The following is a 19,182-nucleotide window of genomic DNA, read 5'->3' as shown; positions in this document are numbered from 1 at the left end:
CCTCAGGCCCCCTTGGCCGCGGTACGGACCAGGACGAGGCCGCCGTTCGGACCGGGGACCGCGCCCTTGATGAGCAGCAGACCCTTCTCCGCGTCAACGGCGTGGACGGTCAGGTTCTGGGTGGTGACCCGCTCGTTGCCCATGCGACCCGCCATGCGCATGCCCTTGAAGACACGGCCGGGGGTGGCACAGCCACCGATGGAACCGGGCTTGCGGTGCACGCGGTGGGCACCGTGGGAGGCCTTGCCGCCGTGGAAGTTGTGACGCTTCATCACACCGGCGAAGCCCTTGCCCTTGCTCTTGCCGGTGACGTCGACCTTGATACCGGCCTCGAACGTCTCGGCAGTCAGCTCCTGGCCGAGGGTGTACTCGCTGGCACCAGCGGTACGGATCTCGACGAGGTGGCGACGGGGGGTCACGTCGGCCTTGGCGAAGTGGCCCTTGAGGGGCTTGTTCACCTTGCGCGGGTCGATCTCGCCGAAGGCGATCTGGACCGACTCGTAGCCGTCGCTGTCATTCGTACGGACCTGGGTAACGACGCAGGGCCCGGCCTTGACCACGGTCACCGGGACGACACGGTTGTTCTCGTCCCAGACCTGGGTCATGCCGAGCTTCTCGCCCAGGATGCCCTTGATCTGCTTGGTCATCTTCTTCGCGCCCTTCAGAGCTTGATCTCGATGTCAACGCCGGCCGGAAGGTCCAGGCGCATCAGCGAGTCAACGGTCTTGGGGGTCGGGTCGAGGATGTCGATCAGGCGCTTGTGCGTGCGCATCTCGAAGTGCTCGCGCGAGTCCTTGTACTTGTGCGGCGACTTGATGACGCAGTACACGTTCTTCTCAGTGGGCAGCGGCACCGGGCCCGCGACCGACGCACCAGTGCGAGTCACCGTCTCGACGATCTTCTTCGCCGAAGAGTCGATGACCTCGTGGTCGTAGGCCTTGAGCCGGATGCGGATCTTCTGTCCCGCCATGGCTACTTAGTAGTCCTTTGTCTCGAACGCTCTGGCTCCCGCTAGGCCCTTTTTTCTACTTCCTCCGACCCACGCGGTCGGGCGTGTCGCAGTCCCGCTCACACAGTTCTCCCGAAGGAGAATCCCTGCTAGGGGCTGCGGCCCTGATGACCGCGGGTCCGGGGGAAGAAACCCACCGGGCGCCTGGCTGAACCACCGCGCTGCACTTCCCGAAAGATTCCCGTACGTCCGCCAAAGCGCTGCCGCTAGCGACAGATAGGGCGACGAGTACTGTGGGACTCGCTTCCGGTCCTCCCGGCGGGAGGCGCGCAGCATCGGCACTCAACCGAGCAACCATGACAGTCTGCCATACGGGGCATGCCTGGTGCCAATCGAGCCGAAGAGCGTACCCGGTGAGTGACGGAGATCAAACCCGGGGTGGAGTCGGCGCGCCGTGCGTACCGTGCCGCCCGCTCACCCTCCGGAACCGTCGCCCGTTCCATGCGACCGCCTTCCGCCTTGCCGAGCCACCGCCGCGTGCGGGCGGCGCCGCACTGCGAGCGTTGAAGTGACGGCCACTCTGCGTGACGTGATTCGCGGGCTTCACCCCACCGGAACCCGCTCCCCCGTGCTCCGGTGACACAGGCGCCTTCCCAAGAAACCTGAGAGAGAAAGAACCCCACCAAGCCCCACCAAGCCCCACCAGGCCCCGCCGGGCCGCGAGTCAGCGGTGCCGCGCCCGCTCACTCCCCCGGGTGAACATCACCGGCTCAGCTGGCTTTCGGACCCCCCGACTCCCCTACTGTCAGCGCCAGCAGGCAAAACAACCGCAGACATGCGACGGCCCCCGCCGGGACGGCAATCCCGAGGCGAGGGCCTGACCACCGAGGAAGAAGGACGCTTCCCGATGGACACCCAAAACCCTAGCGCGCCCTTACGCGCCCGGTCCGCCATTGGCGGCGACAAACCCCCCTCAAGGGCGACCGCACACCCCCAACACCGAGCACATCCCACCGCTGCCCGGCCGCAGGCCTCCGGCATCGCCCACGAGAACACCCGCCACACCTCCCGCTTCACGGTGATCGGCAACCACCTCACGCAGCACCAGGAGCTCTCCCTCCTGGCGATCGGCCTGGCCTGCCACATTCAGTCGCTGCCAGCCGGAGCCCGTGCGGACATCAAGACCCTCGTGGCCCGCTTCCCCGAGGGATCGACCCGCATCGCCGCCGCCCTGCGCGAGCTGGAGACCCACGGCTACCTGCGCCGCGACCGCGAACGCACCCCCGCGGGCCGCATCATCACCCGCACGACTTCCTGCAACCAGCCGGGCGCAACCCGACGGCACGCCCCGGCGCCGAACCCCTGCGCCTCCGGGCAGGTCGCACCGGCTGAGCCCCAGCCGGACGCGTCCCCATCCGTGCGGGCAACATCCGTGCGGGCAACATCCGTGCGGGCAACATCCGTGCGGGCACCCCGCAAACTCCCCCACCCCCTCCCCGCCGTACCGCACCCGGCGCACCCGGCCCCCGCCCTCCTCCAGCGGGCAACCAACCTCCTCGTCGCCCTACGCCACCACGACCCCCGCCTGCTCCTCACCACCCACGACACGGCTCACCTGGCCCCCGGCGTCGCCGCCTGGCTGGAACGCGACGTCACCCCCACCGCCGTACGCCACGCCTTGACCAGCGACCTGCCGCCAGCCGGACCCCGCCGCCCAGCCGCCCTACTGGCCCACCGCCTAACGGCCCTCCTCCCACCCCCACCCGCGTTCCACGCCCCCACGGGACCCCCGCCCCCTCTGCAGAACTGCGACACCTGCGACCGCGCCTTCCGCGCCCCCGAGCCGGGCCACTGCCGCGACTGCCGCGCACCTCAGTACGCCGCCTGACCAGGGGAAACACTCGACATGTTCACGTCTCCACGCCCCGTGCGTCCCGGCCCACTAACCTGGCCAGGGCACTCCCGGGAGGACACCATGAGCACGCAGGCCGATCACGGACACGAGCTGGTTCCCCGCCCCGAGCAGACCCCGGACGCACTACGCGCCGCCCTCGCAGTCGTCGACCCGGCACGCCTGCCGGAAATGCAGCGAACCAAGGACGAAGCCTTCGCCAAGGCTGTCGCATGGCAGTCCCTCAGCCCCGTGCAGGGCTGGGTCCTCACCTGGGCCCGGGACATCGAGATCGCCCGCCGCCCCGATCTGTCCACCCGGCACGCCCGCGCCACGCGGGAACTCGAACACGAGGACGCTGCCGTCGCCCACGCAGCCCTGCGCGAGCTGAGCGCCGTCCTGGACGAGGCCATGAAGGCAGTACGGACTTGAGCTGGAGCTGGGAGTACGCCTTCGCGGCAGAGGAAGCCGCCCGCACCGCGTCACCAGCCTTTCTCGCCGAAGTCGAGCGCAAGGCCGCGGAACTGGTCAGGGCAGCCGAGGCACTGTATGTCCACGGCCGCGGTCACCAGGACGTCGACCCAAAGGGCGGCGACATCACCGTCCCCGGCGGAATGTTCCGGTACCAGATCGTCGTACGCAGTGAACGCGTCTACGTCGTTCAGCTGACGTACCTGGGCTTCTGAGTCCCGAGGAACTCAGAACACCTGCAGATAGCCCCGCGCCCGACCCGCCTCAAGGGTCTGAACGTAGATCTCGACCCACTGAACCTTCGACAGCTCTCCTCGTCACCACCCGGGGGAGCGCCCCGGATGAGCGCCCCCGAACAACAAAAGGGCCCGTACGACCGAAGTCGTACGGGCCCTTTCGTTACTGCGTGTACTGCGATGCGCTCAGTTCAGAGCAACCGGGTCTCCCCGATCAACGCGCAAGCGAGACGCTTACTTGTTGATCTTGGTGACCTGGCCGGCGCCGACGGTCCGGCCACCCTCACGGATGGCGAACTTCAGGCCCTCTTCCATGGCGACGGGCTGGATGAGCTCCACGGACATCTCCGTGTTGTCACCCGGCATGACCATCTCGGTGCCCTCGGGGAGGGTCACGACGCCGGTCACGTCCGTCGTACGGAAGTAGAACTGCGGGCGGTAGTTGTTGAAGAACGGGGTGTGACGGCCACCCTCGTCCTTCGACAGGATGTAGGCCTGGGCCTCGAACTCGGTGTGCGGAGTGACCGAACCGGGCTTGATGATGACCTGGCCGCGCTCGACGTCCTCGCGCTTGATGCCACGGAGGAGCAGACCGACATTCTCACCGGCCTGGCCCTCGTCGAGCAGCTTGCGGAACATCTCGATGCCGGTGACCGTGGTGGTGGTCTTCTCGGTCTTGATGCCGATGATGTCGACGGTCTCGTTGACCTTGAGGACACCACGCTCGATGCGGCCGGTGACGACGGTGCCACGACCGGTGATCGTGAAGACGTCCTCGATCGGCATCAGGAACGGCTTGTCGACGTCGCGCTCGGGCTCCGGGATGGACTCGTCCACGGCCTTCATGAGCTCGAGGACGGTGTTGCCCCACTCCTTGTCGCCCTCGAGGGCCTTCAGAGCGGAGACCTTGACGACCGGCAGGTCGTCGCCCGGGAACTCGTACTCGGAGAGGAGCTCACGGACCTCGAGCTCGACGAGCTCCAGGATCTCCTCGTCGTCCACCATGTCGGCCTTGTTCAGGGCGACAACGATGTACGGAACGCCGACCTGGCGGGCCAGGAGCACGTGCTCCTTGGTCTGCGGCATCGGGCCGTCGGTGGCGGCGACCACGAGGATGGCGCCGTCCATCTGCGCGGCACCCGTGATCATGTTCTTGATGTAGTCCGCGTGACCGGGGCAGTCGACGTGGGCGTAGTGACGCGCCTCGGTCTGGTACTCGACGTGCGCGATCGAGATCGTGATACCGCGCTGGCGCTCCTCGGGAGCCTTGTCGATCTGGTCGAAGGCCGAGGCCTCGTTCAGGTCGGGGTACGCGTCGTGCAGCACCTTGGTAATGGCGGCCGTGAGGGTCGTCTTACCGTGGTCAATGTGACCGATGGTGCCGATGTTGACGTGCGGCTTAGTCCGCTCGAACTTCGCCTTCGCCACTGGGTCCTCCTGGGAGTGGTTCTGTACGCCTTGCTTCATCGGCGCCAGGTGATCTTTGCTGGGAAGCCAGCCGCCGGGGTTCTCGCCCTCGGGGTCGAACCCCGGCGGATGGTGTCAAGCCTAAAGCGTCAACTCGGGTGAGTTACTCGCCCTTGGCCTTCGCGATGATCTCCTCGGCGACGTTCCGCGGAACCTCGGCGTAGGAGTCGAACTGCATTGAGTAGCTTGCGCGACCCGACGTCTTGCTGCGGAGGTCTCCGACGTAGCCGAACATCTCCGAGAGGGGCACGAGGCCCTTCACGACGCGAGCGCCGCTGCGCTCCTCCATGGCCTGGATCTGGCCACGGCGGGAGTTGATGTCACCGATGACATCGCCCATGTAGTCCTCGGGCGTGGTGACCTCGACGGCCATCATCGGCTCGAGCAGCACGGGGCTGGCCTTGCGCGCGGCCTCCTTGAAGGCCTGCGAACCGGCGATCTTGAAGGCGAGCTCGGAGGAGTCGACCTCGTGGTAGGCGCCGTCGATGAGCGTGACGCGAACGCCCGTCATCTCGTAGCCCGCCAGGATGCCGAACTGCATGGCCTCCTGAGCACCCGCGTCCACCGAAGGGATGTACTCCTTGGGGATGCGGCCACCCGTGACCTTGTTCACGAACTCGTACGACGCGTCGCCGCCCTCGATGGGCTCGATCGCGATCTGCACCTTCGCGAACTGACCGGTACCACCGGTCTGCTTCTTGTGGGTGAAGTCGACGCGCTCGACGGCCTTGCGGATCGTCTCGCGGTACGCCACCTGCGGCTTGCCGACGTTCGCCTCGACGCGGAACTCGCGCTTCATGCGGTCGACGAGCACCTCGAGGTGAAGCTCGCCCATACCACCGATGATGGTCTGGCCGGTCTCCTCGTCCGAGTGAACGCGGAAGGAGGGGTCCTCCTCCGAGAGACGCTGGATGGCGACACCCAGCTTCTCCTGGTCACCCTTGGACTTCGGCTCGATGGCGACCTCGATGACCGGCGCCGGGAAGTCCATGGACTCCAGGATCACCGGCTGCTTGTCGTCGGAGAGCGTCTCACCCGTGGTGGTCTGCTTCAGGCCCATGACGGCGACGATGTCACCGGCGCCCACCGACGCGATCTCCTCACGCTTGTTCGCGTGCATGCGGTAGATCTTGCCGATGCGCTCCTTCTTGCCCTTGACGGAGTTCAGCACCGCGGTGCCGGCCTCCAGGCGACCGGAGTAGATCCGGACGAAGGTGAGCTTGCCGAGGTGCGGGTCGCTCGCGATCTTGAACGCGAGGGCCGACAGCGGCTCGTCGTCGGACGGCTTGCGCTTGACGACCGTCTCCGGGTCCTTGACGTCGTGGCCCTCGATGGCCTCGACGTCCAGGGGGGACGGCAGGTAGCGCACGACCGCGTCGAGCAGGGGCTGGACGCCCTTGTTCTTGAACGCGGTACCGCAGAAGACGGGGGTGACGGTGGTGTCGCCGCCCTTGCCGGAGGCGATGGTGATGCGACGGATCGCCGCGTACAGCTGGTCCACCGAAGGCTCCTGGCCCTCGAGGTACAGCTCCATCATCTCTTCGTCGTTCTCCGCGACGGCCTCGAGCAGCTTGCCGCGGTACTCCTCGGCAGCCTCGGTGTGCGTGTCGGGGATGTCGACGATGTCGTAGGCCTCGCCCATCTTGGTCTCGGCGGACCAGACGAAGGCCTTCATGGTGACGAGGTCGACGACGCCCTTGAAGTCAGCCTCTGCGCCGATGGGCAGCTGCATGACGAGCGGGGTCGCACCGAGGCGGTCGACGATCATGTCGACACAGCGGTGGAACTCGGCACCGGTGCGGTCGAGCTTGTTGACGAAGCAGATGCGCGGGACGCCGTAGCGGTCCGCCTGACGCCACACGGTCTCGGACTGGGGCTCAACGCCGGCGACGCCGTCGAACACCGTCACGGCACCGTCGAGCACGCGGAGCGAACGCTCCACCTCGACGGTGAAGTCGACGTGGCCCGGGGTGTCGATGATGTTGATCGTGTGATCGACGTCGTTCAGCGGCCAGTGACAGGTGGTGGCAGCAGAGGTGATCGTGATGCCACGCTCCTGCTCCTGCTCCATCCAGTCCATCGTGGCGGCGCCGTCGTGGACCTCACCGATCTTGTACGACACACCGGTGTAGAACAGGATCCGCTCGGTGGTCGTCGTCTTGCCCGCGTCGATGTGAGCCATGATGCCGATGTTGCGCACCTTGGCCAGGTCAAGTGAAGTGGTAGCCATGTCGGCTCAGTCTTCTCTCGGTCTCGATGTGGGTAGCGACTACCAGCGGTAGTGCGCGAAGGCCTTGTTGGACTCGGCCATCTTGTGGGTGTCCTCGCGCTTCTTCACAGCGGCACCGAGGCCGTTGGAGGCATCGAGGAGCTCGTTGAGCAGACGCTCGGTCATGGTCTTCTCGCGACGGGCGCGGGAGTAACCGACGAGCCAGCGCAGGGCGAGCGTGTTCGCACGGCCCGGCTTGACCTCGATCGGGACCTGGTAGGTCGCGCCACCGACACGGCGGGACTTGACCTCGAGGGTCGGCTTGATGTTCTCGAGCGCGCGCTTCAGCGTGATGACCGGGTCGTTGCCGGTCTTCTCGCGCAGGCCCTCCATGGCGCCGTACACGATGCGCTCGGCGGTGGAGCGCTTGCCGTTCAGCAGCACCTTGTTGATGAGGGAGGTCACCAGAGGAGAACCGTAGACCGGGTCGATGATGACCGGGCGCTTCGGGGCGGGGCCCTTACGAGGCATTCTTACTTCTCCTTCTTGGCGCCGTAGCGGCTGCGGGCCTGCTTGCGGTTCTTGACACCCTGGGTGTCGAGGGAACCGCGGATGATCTTGTAGCGAACACCAGGCAGGTCCTTCACACGGCCACCACGCACGAGCACGATGGAGTGCTCCTGCAGGTTGTGTCCCTCACCCGGAATGTAGGCCGTGACCTCGATCCCGGAGGTCAGACGCACACGCGCGACCTTACGGAGGGCCGAGTTCGGCTTCTTCGGGGTGGTCGTGAACACACGCGTGCAGACGCCACGGCGCTGGGGCGAACCCTCGAGTGCGGGCGTCTTGTTCTTCTCGACCTTGTCCTGCCGGCCCTTACGGACCAGCTGCTGGATCGTAGGCACTACTTCTCCGGTTTCTGTGTGCCGAATAGTAAAGCTAACCTGGAACGTCGCCGACCCACGCGGTCGGGTGTGTCGAATCCTGCAGACTCCCGCCGCAAGGCGGAAAGGGGCGCAGATTACGGTGGCCGTTGACGGACTCGCGTTGCGGTTGAAGACACGCGCACGAGCCCAGGCACACCCCAGGCACAAGGTCTGAGCGTACCTACCTCATCGAGTCTGGTCAAAACAAATGCAGGCCACCGCGACACGCCGGACTTCTCGCCCATGATCCAGAACCGGAATACCCATTCCGAACTATGACATGGACACTTTCAGTAACTTGAACGGTGCATTGCGTGCCGATCAAGGAGGGTCGTATGGCGGGGGCGAATGTGCCGGGTGGTGGCCTGGACGATCAGGTCCCGTTCCTCGCCCGGCTGGAGAGCGCCGACCGCACCGCCCTCCTGGGGCTCGGCCACGTGCTGGACTTCGCACCGCGGGGCGTCCTCCTGCACGAGCGCGAGCCGTCGTCCCACGTCCTGTTCCTGGTGCGGGGCTGGTCCAAGGTCACCGCGGCCGCCCCCAACGGATACGAGGCCCTGCTCGCGCTGCGCGGCCCCGGCGACGTCATCGGGGAGTCCGCGGCACTGACCGGGCGGCCGCGTTCCGCGACGGTGACCGCGCTCGAGCCCGTCCGTGCCGTGGCGATGGAGCGCGAGCACTTCACCGACTTCCTCGCCCGCTCCCCCGCGGTCTCGTTCGCGCTCCTCGGGCTCACCTCCGACCGCACCCGCGCCGCCGACCGACGGCGCCTGGAGTACGCGTCGATGAACGTGCGGGAGCGGTTCGCCGTGCTGCTGCTCGAACTGGCCCGCACACATGGCCGGCGTACGGACGAGGGCATCGAACTCTGCGTACCCCTGAGCAAACAGGAGCTGGCGGGGTCCGTCGGGGCGTCCAGGGAAGCGGTCCAGCGCCTCCTCAAGGAACTGCGCACCCGCGGTGTCGTGGTCACCGGGCGCAGAGCACTGCTCATCGTGCGCCCCGACGTCCTGCGCCGCATCGCCCGCGCCGAGCAGCCGGACGCCTGATACCACGCCTCAAGGCACCTGACACACCTGACGCCTGACGCCACCGCGCCCCGCTTCTGTGTACGCGGTCACACTTCAAGTGCGTCATCCGACCTCACGGTCGCGGCCACCTCGCCGCCAAGCTGCTGCGCGGCACAGCATCCCCAGCCGAGAGGTGACCATGAGCGACCCCGTGAGCCGGACCATCCTCCTGCTCGACATCGAGAAGTACAGCGACCGGGACGACGTCGAGCAGGCCTATCTGCGCCGCATGCTCTACGGCGTCACCGACCGTGTCCTGGAGAGCGCGGCCATCGACAGGACGCTGCGGCGGCGTGCCGACCGCGGGGACTCCGTCATGGAGCTGATCGACGCCGGCGCGTCGATGACCGCGCTGCTCCGCGCCCTGCTGACCGAGGTGCCGGTGGAGCTGCGGGCGGTGAACCGTACGGCGTCGGCCTCCGCCCAGATCCGCCTCCGCGCCGTGCTCGCCACGGGTTACGTCGCGGTCGACGAGCTCGACGGCTGGGTGGGCTCCGATCTGAACCACGCGTGCCGGCTGCTCGACGGCGAGCTGCTGCGGGCCGCGCTGCGGGAGCGCAGGGACGACTTCGCCCTCTGCGTCTCGGAGCCCGTGCACAGCGGGATCGTCCGGCACGACTACCCGGGCATCCCCAGGGACGAGTTCCACGCGATCACGGTGGACAGCAAGAACGGGCCCCTGCGGGCGTGGCTGCACGGGGCACTGCCCGGGGGCGCGGCTCCAGACGCCCGCGAAGTACCCCGCGAAGCACCCCGCGAAGTACCCCGCGAAGGCACCGCTGCCGATGTCCCCGAAGGCCCGGCTGCCGATGTTCCTGACGACACGGACCGTGCGGCGCGGGACCCCCGGCCCACGTCCCCGCCACCCGCCTCCGTCAACTTCCTCGGCGGCTCCCCGTCCTTCGGCGGCTCCTTCGTGAACGGTGACCAGCATGGCGTGAGCGGCGGCGTCGTGCACGGCGACGTACACCTCGGGGGCGGCGGCGCCGGGCGCGGTGAGCGGGGGTGAGCGCGGGCGAGCCGGGTCCCCGCCAGGGGGCGGCCGGCCCCCGGCAGCAGACCGGCGACAAGGACGCTCCCGAGAGCCCCCCGCAGACGGGCGCCGACGCCGCGGAGGCCGAGGACCAGCAGGACGAGCGGGACCAGCCGCAGGACGCCTGGTCCGCCCGCCGGGACCTGGTCGACCACAGCCCCAAGGCGATGGGCGTCGGCGACAACGCGCGCTTCGGCGGGAGCCTGGTCGCGGGTGACCAGCACGGCGTGAGCGGTGGCCTGGTCGCGGGCGACGTGATCATGGGCAGCAAGACGGAGGTCTACCACTTCGGCGTCTCCGCCACGGGTCACGGCTCGGGCGAGGTGCCGCCGGCGACGCTGGACCGCCTCGCCCCGTACTTCGTCACCGACGAGTCCGTGTTCGGGGGCCTTCTGGAGCGCCTGCGCAGGGAGCGGGTCATCGTGCTCGCCGGCCCGCACTTCAGCGGGCGCAGGACCGCCGCGCTGATGCTGCTCCACCGCCTGGGCGTCTCCCCCGTCCGCTCCCTCGTGCGCGACACCACACCGGCACAGCTCGTCCAGCAGCTCAGCGACGACCAGCACCCGGCCAAGGGGTACGTGCTGTGTGACCTGACCACCCACCGCGACCAGCCGCTCAGGGAGCCGCACCTCCTCGCCGCCCGCGGTCGACTCGAACGCGACGACGCGTACTTGGTCATCACGGTCGGCCCCATGGCGGCGCTGGAGGACATCTCCGCCGTCGAGTGGAGACCGCCGGGCCCCGGCGACGTACTGACGAGCCACCTGCTCGAACTGACCGATGAAGCGACCACGGAACGGCTGCTCGCGCTCCCCGCTGTCGCGAGCTTCCTGGAGCGCGACCATCAGCTGCGCGAGGTGGCGGCCTTCGCGAAGCACCTCAAGCGGTACGCGGACGGAGAAGTCACCGACGAGGTGGTCGGGACCTTCTCGCTGTTCACCCTCGAGAACCAGGTCCAGGAGTGGTTCGACGAGAACGAAGAACTGATTCCGCTGCGGGACAAGGCGTTCCTCATCGCGCTGGCCGCCTTCGACGGAGGCCCCTACGCGCTCACGGCCGAGCTGAGCGACCTGCTCTACGCCTTCCTCCAGGACACCGCGAACTCCGCCCTTCAGCCTCAGGTCCCCGTCTTCGGCACGCACATCGGCAAGCGCCTCCAGCTCGCCCGTGCCCGGTGGTATCCGGAGGAGGAGAACACGGAGTGGGGGCCGGTCACGCAGTCCAAGGCCGCCTTCCTCGACGACCGGGTCTCGCTGGTCCTGCTGCGCGAGGTCTGGACCGGTCACCCCTCGGCCAGGCCCGCCCTCGTCCACTGGCTCCAGCGGCTCGCCGGTGACGGAAGGCCGCTGGTGCGCACCCGCGCCGCGTCGACCGCCGCCGTCCTCGCGTACGCGGATCTGCCCTCCACCATGGCTCTGATCATCGAGCCATGGGCCACGTCCCGGCTGTTCCGCCGGCGGCTCGTCGCGGTCAACTCCCTGGCGCTCGCACACCTCCTGGAAGCGCCCAACATCCCCAGCATCCTCGACTCCTGGTGCGAGAGCGAGGAGCAGGCGATGCGGTGGGTGGCCATCCGCGCCTACGGCCTGATCGGCGCGGAGCGGCCGGACCAGACCCTCGCCGCTCTGCGGAGCGCCGTCCGCAAGGAGTACGCGGCCGCCGACGATGACGGCGACGAGCGGGACGTCGACGAGCCCATGGTGAAACAGCTCGCCCAGTCCGTGGAACTGCTGCTGCTCTCACCGGCCGGCGAGCGGGTCCTCGCCGAACTGCTGCGCAGGCTCGACCAGGACCGGCCCGTGCACGATCTCGCCCTGGGCGGCTTTCTCAGCGCGTGTGCGCGACGGAAGGAGGACGCGCGGTACGGATGGCCGCTGGTCCTCGACTGGTACGCGACGTCGGCGGCGGACGGAGGCCGGGCGGCCGGCGGAATCGCACGGCTCTGGCGCGCGGCGCTCGACGACCGCAGGCACACGAAGGACGCGCTGGAGGAGCTGGGCAGGTGGGTCCGCGCGGCCGACCACGACCCGGCGGCAGAGCGGGCGCTGGCCGGCCTGCTCCCCGCCCTGGTCACCACGGCCTCCGAACACCAGCGCCTCAGCCATCTCCTGCGCACCCTGCCCGGCGAGGACGGCGCTCCCCCGCCCGCCGCGGCGGCCCGCCTGCTGGCCGTACTGCCGCACCGCCGCTGACCCACGCACGCGTACACCGCCGATACGCCCCTACGCCCCTACGCCCCTACGAGGAGGCACGCGCCATGCCCGACTTCCGCCAGCCACCGGACTGGCAGCAACCCGCCGACCGGCACACGCCGCTGATCGACCCCGTCATCACCGTGCGGCAGCTCTCGCGGTTCGGATTCACTCGCAAGTCGCTGACCCGCATCGACCACGCCCTGGTCTTCTCCACCTCCAGGGGCGGGTACGACGCCTATCTGCCGCCCCTGCGCCCGAGCCGCGGCGAAGTGGCGGCGAAGCGCTACACATCGGTCTACGAGGTGGACATGGGCGTCCATCCGTACGAGGCCGAGATCTCACTGCCCAGCGACAACGACGCCTTCGAGTTCATCGCCACGGTCGACCTGACATGGCAGGTCACCGACCCGGCCGCCTACGTCAGGAGCGGCCACCGGCACGTACCGGCCCTGCTCATCGGTGAGCTGCGGCAGGCCGCGCGGCCCCTCACGCGCCGGTTCGCCATCCACGAGAGCGCGAGCGCCGAACGACAGCTGCTGCACGCCCTCTCCGGCCAGGCGCCGCCCGGCACGGCCGCGGGCCTGCGGGTGATCTGGACGCTGCGGCTCCGCCGCGACCAGCAGGCTCCAGTCCATCGATCACCGGGCCGTCGAGCAGATACGCACGGAGCAGCACGGGGCGGAACTCCGGAAGTTCGAGGCCGAGAAGATCGCGTTCTACCAGCAGTACCTGGAGCAGGGTGGTGTCGTGGCCTGGGCCATGCACCTCGCGAGCAATCCCCAGGACTCACGGCTCGTCGTCAACAGCATGCGCGAGGACAGGCTCCGTCTGGTCCTGGCCGAGGTGGAGCTGGCGAGGGAACTTCTCGGCGGCGACAGTGCCGAGGACTACGAGCTGGAAGGACCGAAGCGACGAGCCCTCGACTTCATGTACGAGATCTTCAACCAGCACGTCAAAGAACTGTCCCGGGACCTTCCGCCATCGGTGTACCCGGGCGAGGAGCCGTCCGCAAAGGCCCCTGACCGGTCCCCCGCCCCGGCCGAGCAGACGGATCTCACCCCGTGAGCGCCACGACCACACAGCCGACGGCACCGCGACCGGCTCCCGTCCCCGTTCCCGCCCCCGGCCCCGTTCCCGCCCCCGTCCCCGTTCCCGCCCCCGCTCCGGGAGCCGGGATCGCCGAGCGCCTGCTGGCGGACCTGCGCGCCGAGATCGCCCGTGCGGACTCCAAGGCAGCCGTCCTCGCGGCGGCCCTCGGCGTGGCGGCGGGCGCCTTCAGCGGTCTGCTGGCCAGGCGCGAGTGGAGCCCGGCCGCGCTCTCCCCGCCGGGGAGCTCGGCGTGGTGGTCAGGGGCCCTCGCCCTCGCCGTGGCCCTCCTGGCGATGCTCATGGCCGTCCTGCCGCGGTACGGCACCCGCAACAGCTGGGCGCCCGGAGCACCCCTGTCGTACTTCGGTGACATCCACCGGGCGGCACACGGCGGCCACTTGGCACAGGCGCTGGCCGAAACCGAACGGATGCCCCTGGCCAGCACCCTCACCGCCCTGTCCGAGACCAGTCGCATCGCCCTGCGCAAACACCAGTGGATGCGCGTGGGCCTGATCGCCCTCTCCGCGAGCGTGGTGCTGCTCCCCGGCTCCCTGCTCATCGGCTGACGTCCCTCCCGGAGGCTGACCATGGACCGACCGACCGATCCCCGAGAACCCGGCCCACCCGACGACGATCTCGACTACCGCCACCTGGGCGGCCGCGTCCACTACGCCGCTCACCAGCGCGGGGTCGACGTGACGGCGTTCGGCCAGCTGGTCCTGCTCCTGCCGGGCACGGTCATGAGCCTGCTGGTGGTCGTGCTGGTGTCCGGCGGGCTCGACGCCTGGCTGGGGATTCCGTTCTGGGTGCCGCCCCTGCTCTGGCTGGTGTCAGGGGCTCTGCTCTTCCACCGGCCGACCGAGGACTTCCTCGCGCGCCACCTCCTGCGTCTGCAGCGCCCCATGCCCGACGAGTACGCGCGGCTCGCCCCCGTCTGGCGCGAGGTGACCGCCCGTGCGGGCGTCGACGGCCGGACGTACGAGCTGTGGATCGAGGACAGCGACGACCTGAACGCGTACGCCGCCGCCGGGCACATCGTCGGCGTCACCCGGTTCGCCCTGGACCACCTGACCAGCTCCCAGCTCGCCGCGATCCTCGCCCATGAGCTGGGCCACCACACCGGCGGGCACGTCTGGACCTCGCTGCTCGGCCAGTGGTACGCGCTTCCGGGCCGGGCGGCCTGGTACGTCATCCGGCTGATCGTCGGCTTCGCCATCTCGGTCACCAGCTCCTTCTCCTGGCCGGCCACCGCGGCGCTGATCCTCGTGATCGCCGTCTTCACGTACTCCACGATCACCCTGCTCTACGGGCTGCCCCTCGTCCTGCTGGTCACGCCCTACCTCATCGCGGCCGTGGGACGTCGGGCCGAGCTGCGGGCGGACCAGCATGCCGCGGCGCTGGGGTTCGGCCCGACGCTCGCGCAGGTGCTGGTGGCCATGCACGCGGCCGAGACCGAGGCCGGGCACCGGCCCGAGGCGGCCGCCGGAGCGAGGCCCGGCGCCCCCGGGATGGCGGCCCGGCTCCTCTCCACGCACCCCGACTACCCGACCCGGCTGCACCGCCTGAGGCCCTACCTGGAACCGGACCGGTAGCGGAGAACGCCGAAGGGCGGCCACCCCTTTCGGGATGACCGCCCTTCAACAGACGCGGGTCTTACTGGTTGTAAGGACCGTAGTCGTAGTCCTCCAGCGGAACGGCCTGGCCGGAGCCCGTGCCGAACGGGGAGTAGTCGATGTCGTCGTAGCCGACGGCCGAGTACATCGCGGCCTTGGCCTCTTCGGTCGGCTCGACCCGGATGTTGCGGTAGCGGGAAAGACCCGTACCGGCCGGGATGAGCTTACCGATGATGACGTTCTCCTTGAGGCCGATGAGGCTGTCGGACTTGGCGTTGATCGCCGCATCCGTCAGGACTCGGGTCGTCTCCTGGAAGGAGGCGGCCGACAGCCAGGATTCCGTCGCCAGCGAGGCCTTGGTGATACCCATCAGCTGCGGACGGCCGGAGGCCGGGTGGCCGCCTTCCGTGACCACACGACGGTTCTCGGTCTCGAACTTCGAACGCTCGACGAGCTCGCCCGGCAGCAGCTCCGCGTCGCCGGACTCGATGATCGTCACGCGGCGCAGCATCTGCCGGATGATGATCTCGATGTGCTTGTCGTGGATCGACACGCCCTGGCTGTTGTAGACCTTCTGGACTTCGCCGACCAGGTGGACCTGGACCGCGCGCTGACCGAGGATGCGCAGCACGTCGTGCGGGTTGGTGGCACCGAAGGTGAGCTTCTGGCCCACCTCGACGTGGTCACCCTCACGCACGAGGACCTTGGCGCGCTTCGAGATCGGGAAGGGAGTCTCGTCGCTGCCGTCGTCCGGCGTGACGACGATCTTCTTGGTCTTCTCGGTCTCCTCGATACGGATGCGGCCTGCCGCCTCCGAGATCGGGGCGACACCCTTGGGCGTACGAGCCTCGAAGAGCTCGACGACACGGGGCAGACCCTGGGTGATGTCGTCACCGGCCACACCACCGGTGTGGAAGGTACGCATCGTCAGCTGCGTGCCGGGCTCACCGATGGACTGGGCGGCGATGATGCCGACCGCCTCACCGATGTCGACCAGCTTGCCGGTGGCGAGCGAACGGCCGTAGCAGAAGGCACAGGTGCCGACCGCGGACTCACAGGTCAGGACCGAGCGGGTCTTGACCTCCTCCACGCCGTTGGCGACCAGGGCGTCGATGAGGACGTCACCGAGGTCGACGTTGGCCGGCGCGATGACCTTGCCGTCGATGACGACGTCCTCGGCCAGCATGCGGGCGTAGACCGAGGTCTCGACGTTCTCCGTCTTGCGGAGCACACCGTCCTCGCCCTTGACCGCGATCTTCAGCTTCAGACCGCGCTCGGTGCCACAGTCCTCCTCGCGAATGATGACGTCCTGCGAGACGTCGACCAGACGACGGGTGAGGTAACCGGAGTCGGCGGTACGCAGGGCCGTGTCCGCCAGACCCTTACGGGCACCGTGCGTGGAGATGAAGTACTCGAGAACGGTCAGGCCCTCACGGAACGAGGCCTTGATCGGACGCGGGATGGTCTCGTTCTTCGCGTTCGACACCAGACCACGCATACCGGCGATCTGACGCATCTGCATCATGTTTCCTCGGGCACCCGAGTCAACCATCATGAAGATGGGGTTCGTCTTGGGGAAGTTCGCGTTCATCGCCTCGGCAACCTCGTTGGTCGCCTTGGTCCAGATCGCGATGAGCTCCTGCGTGCGCTCGTCCTTGGTGATCAGACCGCGCTCGTACTGCTTCTGGACCTTCTCGTCCTGCGCCTCGTAGCCCGCGACGATCTCCTTCTTGGCCGCGGGGACCACGACGTCGGAGATGGCCACGGTGACACCGGAACGGGTCGCCCAGTAGAAGCCCGCCGCCTTCAGGTTGTCGAGCGTCGCCGCCACGATGACCTTGGGGTAGCGCTCGGCGAGGTCGTTGACGATCTCGGAGAGCTGCTTCTTGCCGACCGAGTAGTCGACGAAGGGGTAGTCCTCGGGCAGCAGCTCGTTGAAGAGCGCGCGGCCCAGCGACGTACGCAGCCGGAAGCTGTCGCCCGGCTGGTAGGCACGCTCGTCACCGAAGTCCTCGCCCTCGGCGCTGACCGGCGGGGTCCAGCCACGCGGCGGGATGGTGCCCACCGGGAAGCGGATGTCGACGGACGACTGGAGAGCGAGCTCGCCGGCGTCGAACGCCATCATCGCCTCGGCGGTGGAACCGAACGCGCGGCCCTCGCCCTTGGTGTCACGCAGCTCGCCGTCGGTGGTGAGGAAGAACAGACCGAGGACCATGTCCTGGGTCGGCATCGTCACCGGACGACCGTCGGCGGGCTTCAGGATGTTGTTCGAGGACAGCATCAGGATGCGGGCCTCGGCCTGCGCCTCCGCGGAGAGCGGCAGGTGCACGGCCATCTGGTCACCGTCGAAGTCCGCGTTGAACGCGGTGCAGACGAGCGGGTGGATCTGGATGGCCTTGCCCTCGACCAGCTGCGGCTCGAAGGCCTGGATGCCGAGGCGGTGCAGCGTGGGCGCACGGTTCAGCAGAACCGGGTGCTCGGCGATGACCTCTTCGAGGACGTCGTACACGACCGTGCGGCCGCGCTCGACCATCCGCTTGGCGCTCTTGATGTTCTGCGCGTGGTTCAGGTCGACCAGGCGCTTCATCACGAACGGCTTGAAGAGCTCCAGCGCCATGGCCTTGGGCAGACCACACTGGTGCAGCTTCAGCTGCGGACCGACGACGATCACGGAACGCGCGGAGTAGTCCACACGCTTACCGAGCAGGTTCTGACGGAAACGACCCTGCTTGCCCTTGAGCATGTCGCTCAGGGACTTCAGCGGGCGGTTGCCGGGACCGGTGACCGGGCGACCACGACGACCGTTGTCGAAGAGGGCGTCCACGGCCTCCTGGAGCATGCGCTTCTCGTTGTTCACGATGATCTCGGGCGCACCGAGGTCGAGAAGCCGCTTCAGGCGGTTGTTGCGGTTGATGACGCGGCGGTACAGGTCGTTCAGGTCGGAGGTCGCGAAGCGGCCACCGTCCAGCTGCACCATCGGACGCAGGTCCGGCGGGATGACCGGCACGCAGTCCAGAACCATGCCCTTGGGGCTGTTGCTGGTCTGCAGGAACGCGGAGACGACCTTGAGGCGCTTGAGCGCACGGGTCTTCTTCTGGCCCTTGCCGGTACGGATGATCTCGCGAAGCCGCTCGGCTTCCTCATCCAGGTCGAACGACTCAAGGCGCTTCTGCAGTGCAGCGGCACCCATCGAACCGTCGAAGTACGTGCCGAAGCGGTCACGCAGCTCGCGGTAGAGCAGCTCGTCACCCTCCAGGTCCTGGACCTTGAGGTTCTTGAAGCGGTTCCACACCTCGTCGAGACGGTCGATCTCGCGCTGCGCACGGTCACGCAGCTGCTTCATCTCACGCTCGGCGCCTTCGCGCACCTTGCGGCGCACGTCGGCCTTGGCGCCCTCGGCCTCGAGCTCGGCCAGGTCGGTCTCGAGCTTCTTGGCGCGGGCCTCCAGGTCGGAGTCGCGACGGTTCTCGATCTGCTGACGCTCTACGGAGACGTGCGCCTCCAGGGACGGCAGGTCGCGGGTACGACGCTCCTCGTCCACGAACGTGATCATGTACGCCGCGAAGTAGATGACCTTCTCGAGGTCCTTCGGGGCGAGGTCGAGGAGGTAACCCAGGCGCGACGGGACGCCCTTGAAGTACCAGATGTGCGTGACGGGCGCGGCCAGCTCAATGTGGCCCATCCGCTCACGGCGCACCTTGGCGCGCGTGACCTCTACGCCACAACGCTCACAGATGATGCCCTTGAAGCGGACACGCTTGTACTTACCGCAGTAGCACTCCCAGTCCCGGGTCGGGCCGAAGATCTTCTCGCAGAAGAGTCCGTCCTTCTCGGGCTTGAGCGTGCGGTAGTTGATGGTCTCCGGCTTCTTGACCTCGCCGTGGGACCACTGTCGGATGTCGTCCGCGGTGGCAAGGCCGATCCGCAGCTCGTCGAAGAAGTTGACGTCGAGCACTTTGTCGTCAATCCCTCTTTCGGGGTCGAGTCTCAATCATGGTCTGTACGGGTCCGGGGCAGGGCCGGGGCCTCACGA

General features: G+C 68.3%; 17 protein-coding genes. 9 read left to right on the top strand and 8 right to left on the bottom strand.

Annotation, left to right across the window (positions count from 1 at the left end; genetic code table 11):
• Nucleotides 1-2: 2 nt before the first annotated feature.
• Together rplC and rpsJ are read right to left on the bottom strand one after the other, a co-directional pair.
• A complete protein-coding gene (gene rplC, locus AB0N81_RS27150) occupies nt 3-647 on the bottom strand; it encodes a 50S ribosomal protein L3 (RefSeq protein WP_030782583.1) in 645 nt (214 codons plus the stop codon).
• 14 nt (nt 648-661) lie between these two features.
• Nucleotides 662-970: a 30S ribosomal protein S10 gene (gene rpsJ / locus AB0N81_RS27145; RefSeq protein WP_003948644.1), complete on the bottom strand. Its 309-nt coding sequence runs from the start codon at nt 968-970 to the stop codon at nt 662-664.
• A gap of 886 nt (nt 971-1,856) precedes the next feature.
• Here rpsJ and AB0N81_RS27140 point away from each other — a divergent pair.
• The 3 genes from AB0N81_RS27140 to AB0N81_RS27130 all read left to right on the top strand — a co-directional run bounded on the left by AB0N81_RS27140 (nt 1,857) and on the right by AB0N81_RS27130 (nt 3,526).
• Nucleotides 1,857-2,837 (top strand): helix-turn-helix domain-containing protein, encoded by a 981-nt coding sequence (locus AB0N81_RS27140; RefSeq protein ID WP_365362706.1) that lies wholly within the window; start codon nt 1,857-1,859, stop codon nt 2,835-2,837.
• Nucleotides 2,838-2,924: 87 nt separating this feature from the next.
• Entirely contained in the window at nt 2,925-3,272 is a 348-nt protein-coding gene (locus AB0N81_RS27135) for a hypothetical protein (protein WP_365362704.1), read from the top strand.
• Nucleotides 3,269-3,526 carry a hypothetical protein gene (locus tag AB0N81_RS27130; RefSeq protein ID WP_365362702.1) on the top strand — a complete coding sequence of 86 codons (258 nt, stop codon included), beginning with the start codon at nt 3,269-3,271 and terminating at the stop codon, nt 3,524-3,526. Before AB0N81_RS27135 ends, AB0N81_RS27130 begins: the two co-directional genes overlap by 4 nt.
• A gap of 255 nt (nt 3,527-3,781) precedes the next feature.
• Here AB0N81_RS27130 and tuf read toward each other — a convergent pair whose 3' ends face one another.
• The 4 genes from tuf to rpsL all read right to left on the bottom strand — a co-directional run bounded on the left by tuf (nt 3,782) and on the right by rpsL (nt 8,128).
• Nucleotides 3,782-4,975, bottom strand: coding sequence for an elongation factor Tu (tuf, locus tag AB0N81_RS27125; RefSeq protein ID WP_150171078.1), 1,194 nt, complete (start codon nt 4,973-4,975; stop codon nt 3,782-3,784).
• 142 nt (nt 4,976-5,117) lie between these two features.
• Nucleotides 5,118-7,244 (bottom strand): elongation factor G, encoded by a 2,127-nt coding sequence (gene fusA / locus AB0N81_RS27120; protein WP_365362700.1) that lies wholly within the window; start codon nt 7,242-7,244, stop codon nt 5,118-5,120.
• Nucleotides 7,245-7,283: 39 nt separating this feature from the next.
• Nucleotides 7,284-7,754 carry a 30S ribosomal protein S7 gene (gene rpsG / locus AB0N81_RS27115; protein ID WP_003974303.1) on the bottom strand — a complete coding sequence of 157 codons (471 nt, stop codon included), beginning with the start codon at nt 7,752-7,754 and terminating at the stop codon, nt 7,284-7,286.
• A 2-nt stretch (nt 7,755-7,756) separates the two neighbouring features.
• Entirely contained in the window at nt 7,757-8,128 is a 372-nt protein-coding gene (rpsL, locus tag AB0N81_RS27110; RefSeq protein WP_003948652.1) for a 30S ribosomal protein S12, read from the bottom strand.
• 356 nt (nt 8,129-8,484) lie between these two features.
• On the opposite strand from rpsL, the gene AB0N81_RS27105 reads away from it, so the two are divergent.
• From AB0N81_RS27105 to AB0N81_RS27095, 3 genes are all read left to right on the top strand, one after another.
• The gene (locus tag AB0N81_RS27105) at nt 8,485-9,198 is read left to right on the top strand and encodes a Crp/Fnr family transcriptional regulator (RefSeq protein WP_365362698.1); all 714 of its coding nucleotides are present in this window, start codon (nt 8,485-8,487) and stop codon (nt 9,196-9,198) included.
• A gap of 160 nt (nt 9,199-9,358) precedes the next feature.
• A complete protein-coding gene (locus AB0N81_RS27100; protein ID WP_365362696.1) occupies nt 9,359-10,228 on the top strand; it encodes a hypothetical protein in 870 nt (289 codons plus the stop codon).
• Nucleotides 10,225-12,444, top strand: coding sequence for a hypothetical protein (locus tag AB0N81_RS27095; protein WP_365362694.1), 2,220 nt, complete (start codon nt 10,225-10,227; stop codon nt 12,442-12,444). The genes AB0N81_RS27100 and AB0N81_RS27095 overlap by 4 nt, the downstream gene beginning before the upstream one ends.
• Before the next feature lie 341 nt (nt 12,445-12,785).
• Here AB0N81_RS27095 and AB0N81_RS27090 read toward each other — a convergent pair whose 3' ends face one another.
• Nucleotides 12,786-13,082, bottom strand: a complete 297-nt coding sequence (locus AB0N81_RS27090; protein ID WP_365362692.1) for a hypothetical protein — start codon at nt 13,080-13,082, stop codon at nt 12,786-12,788.
• Nucleotides 13,083-13,194: 112 nt separating this feature from the next.
• Here AB0N81_RS27090 and AB0N81_RS27085 point away from each other — a divergent pair, with 112 nt between their 5' ends.
• The 3 genes from AB0N81_RS27085 (at nt 13,195) to AB0N81_RS27075 (ending at nt 15,128) form a co-directional block, all read left to right on the top strand.
• Nucleotides 13,195-13,512 (top strand): hypothetical protein, encoded by a 318-nt coding sequence (locus AB0N81_RS27085; RefSeq protein WP_365362690.1) that lies wholly within the window; start codon nt 13,195-13,197, stop codon nt 13,510-13,512.
• Nucleotides 13,513-13,622: 110 nt separating this feature from the next.
• Nucleotides 13,623-14,102, top strand: coding sequence for a Pycsar system effector family protein (locus AB0N81_RS27080; protein ID WP_365362787.1), 480 nt, complete (start codon nt 13,623-13,625; stop codon nt 14,100-14,102).
• A gap of 21 nt (nt 14,103-14,123) precedes the next feature.
• Nucleotides 14,124-15,128 (top strand): M48 family metalloprotease, encoded by a 1,005-nt coding sequence (locus tag AB0N81_RS27075; RefSeq protein WP_365362688.1) that lies wholly within the window; start codon nt 14,124-14,126, stop codon nt 15,126-15,128.
• Between the two features lie 61 nt (nt 15,129-15,189).
• On the opposite strand, the gene AB0N81_RS27070 is transcribed toward AB0N81_RS27075, so the two are convergent.
• A complete protein-coding gene (locus tag AB0N81_RS27070) occupies nt 15,190-19,104 on the bottom strand; it encodes a DNA-directed RNA polymerase subunit beta' (RefSeq protein WP_365362686.1) in 3,915 nt (1,304 codons plus the stop codon).
• Nucleotides 19,105-19,182: the final 78 nt, after the last annotated feature.

Origin of the sequence: Streptomyces sp. NPDC093510 (assembly GCF_040683555.1) — a bacterium.
GTDB lineage: Bacteria > Actinomycetota > Actinomycetes > Streptomycetales > Streptomycetaceae > Streptomyces.
Note: the sequence above shows the minus strand (reverse complement) of the source record. Positions and strands in the feature narration are given on the sequence as shown.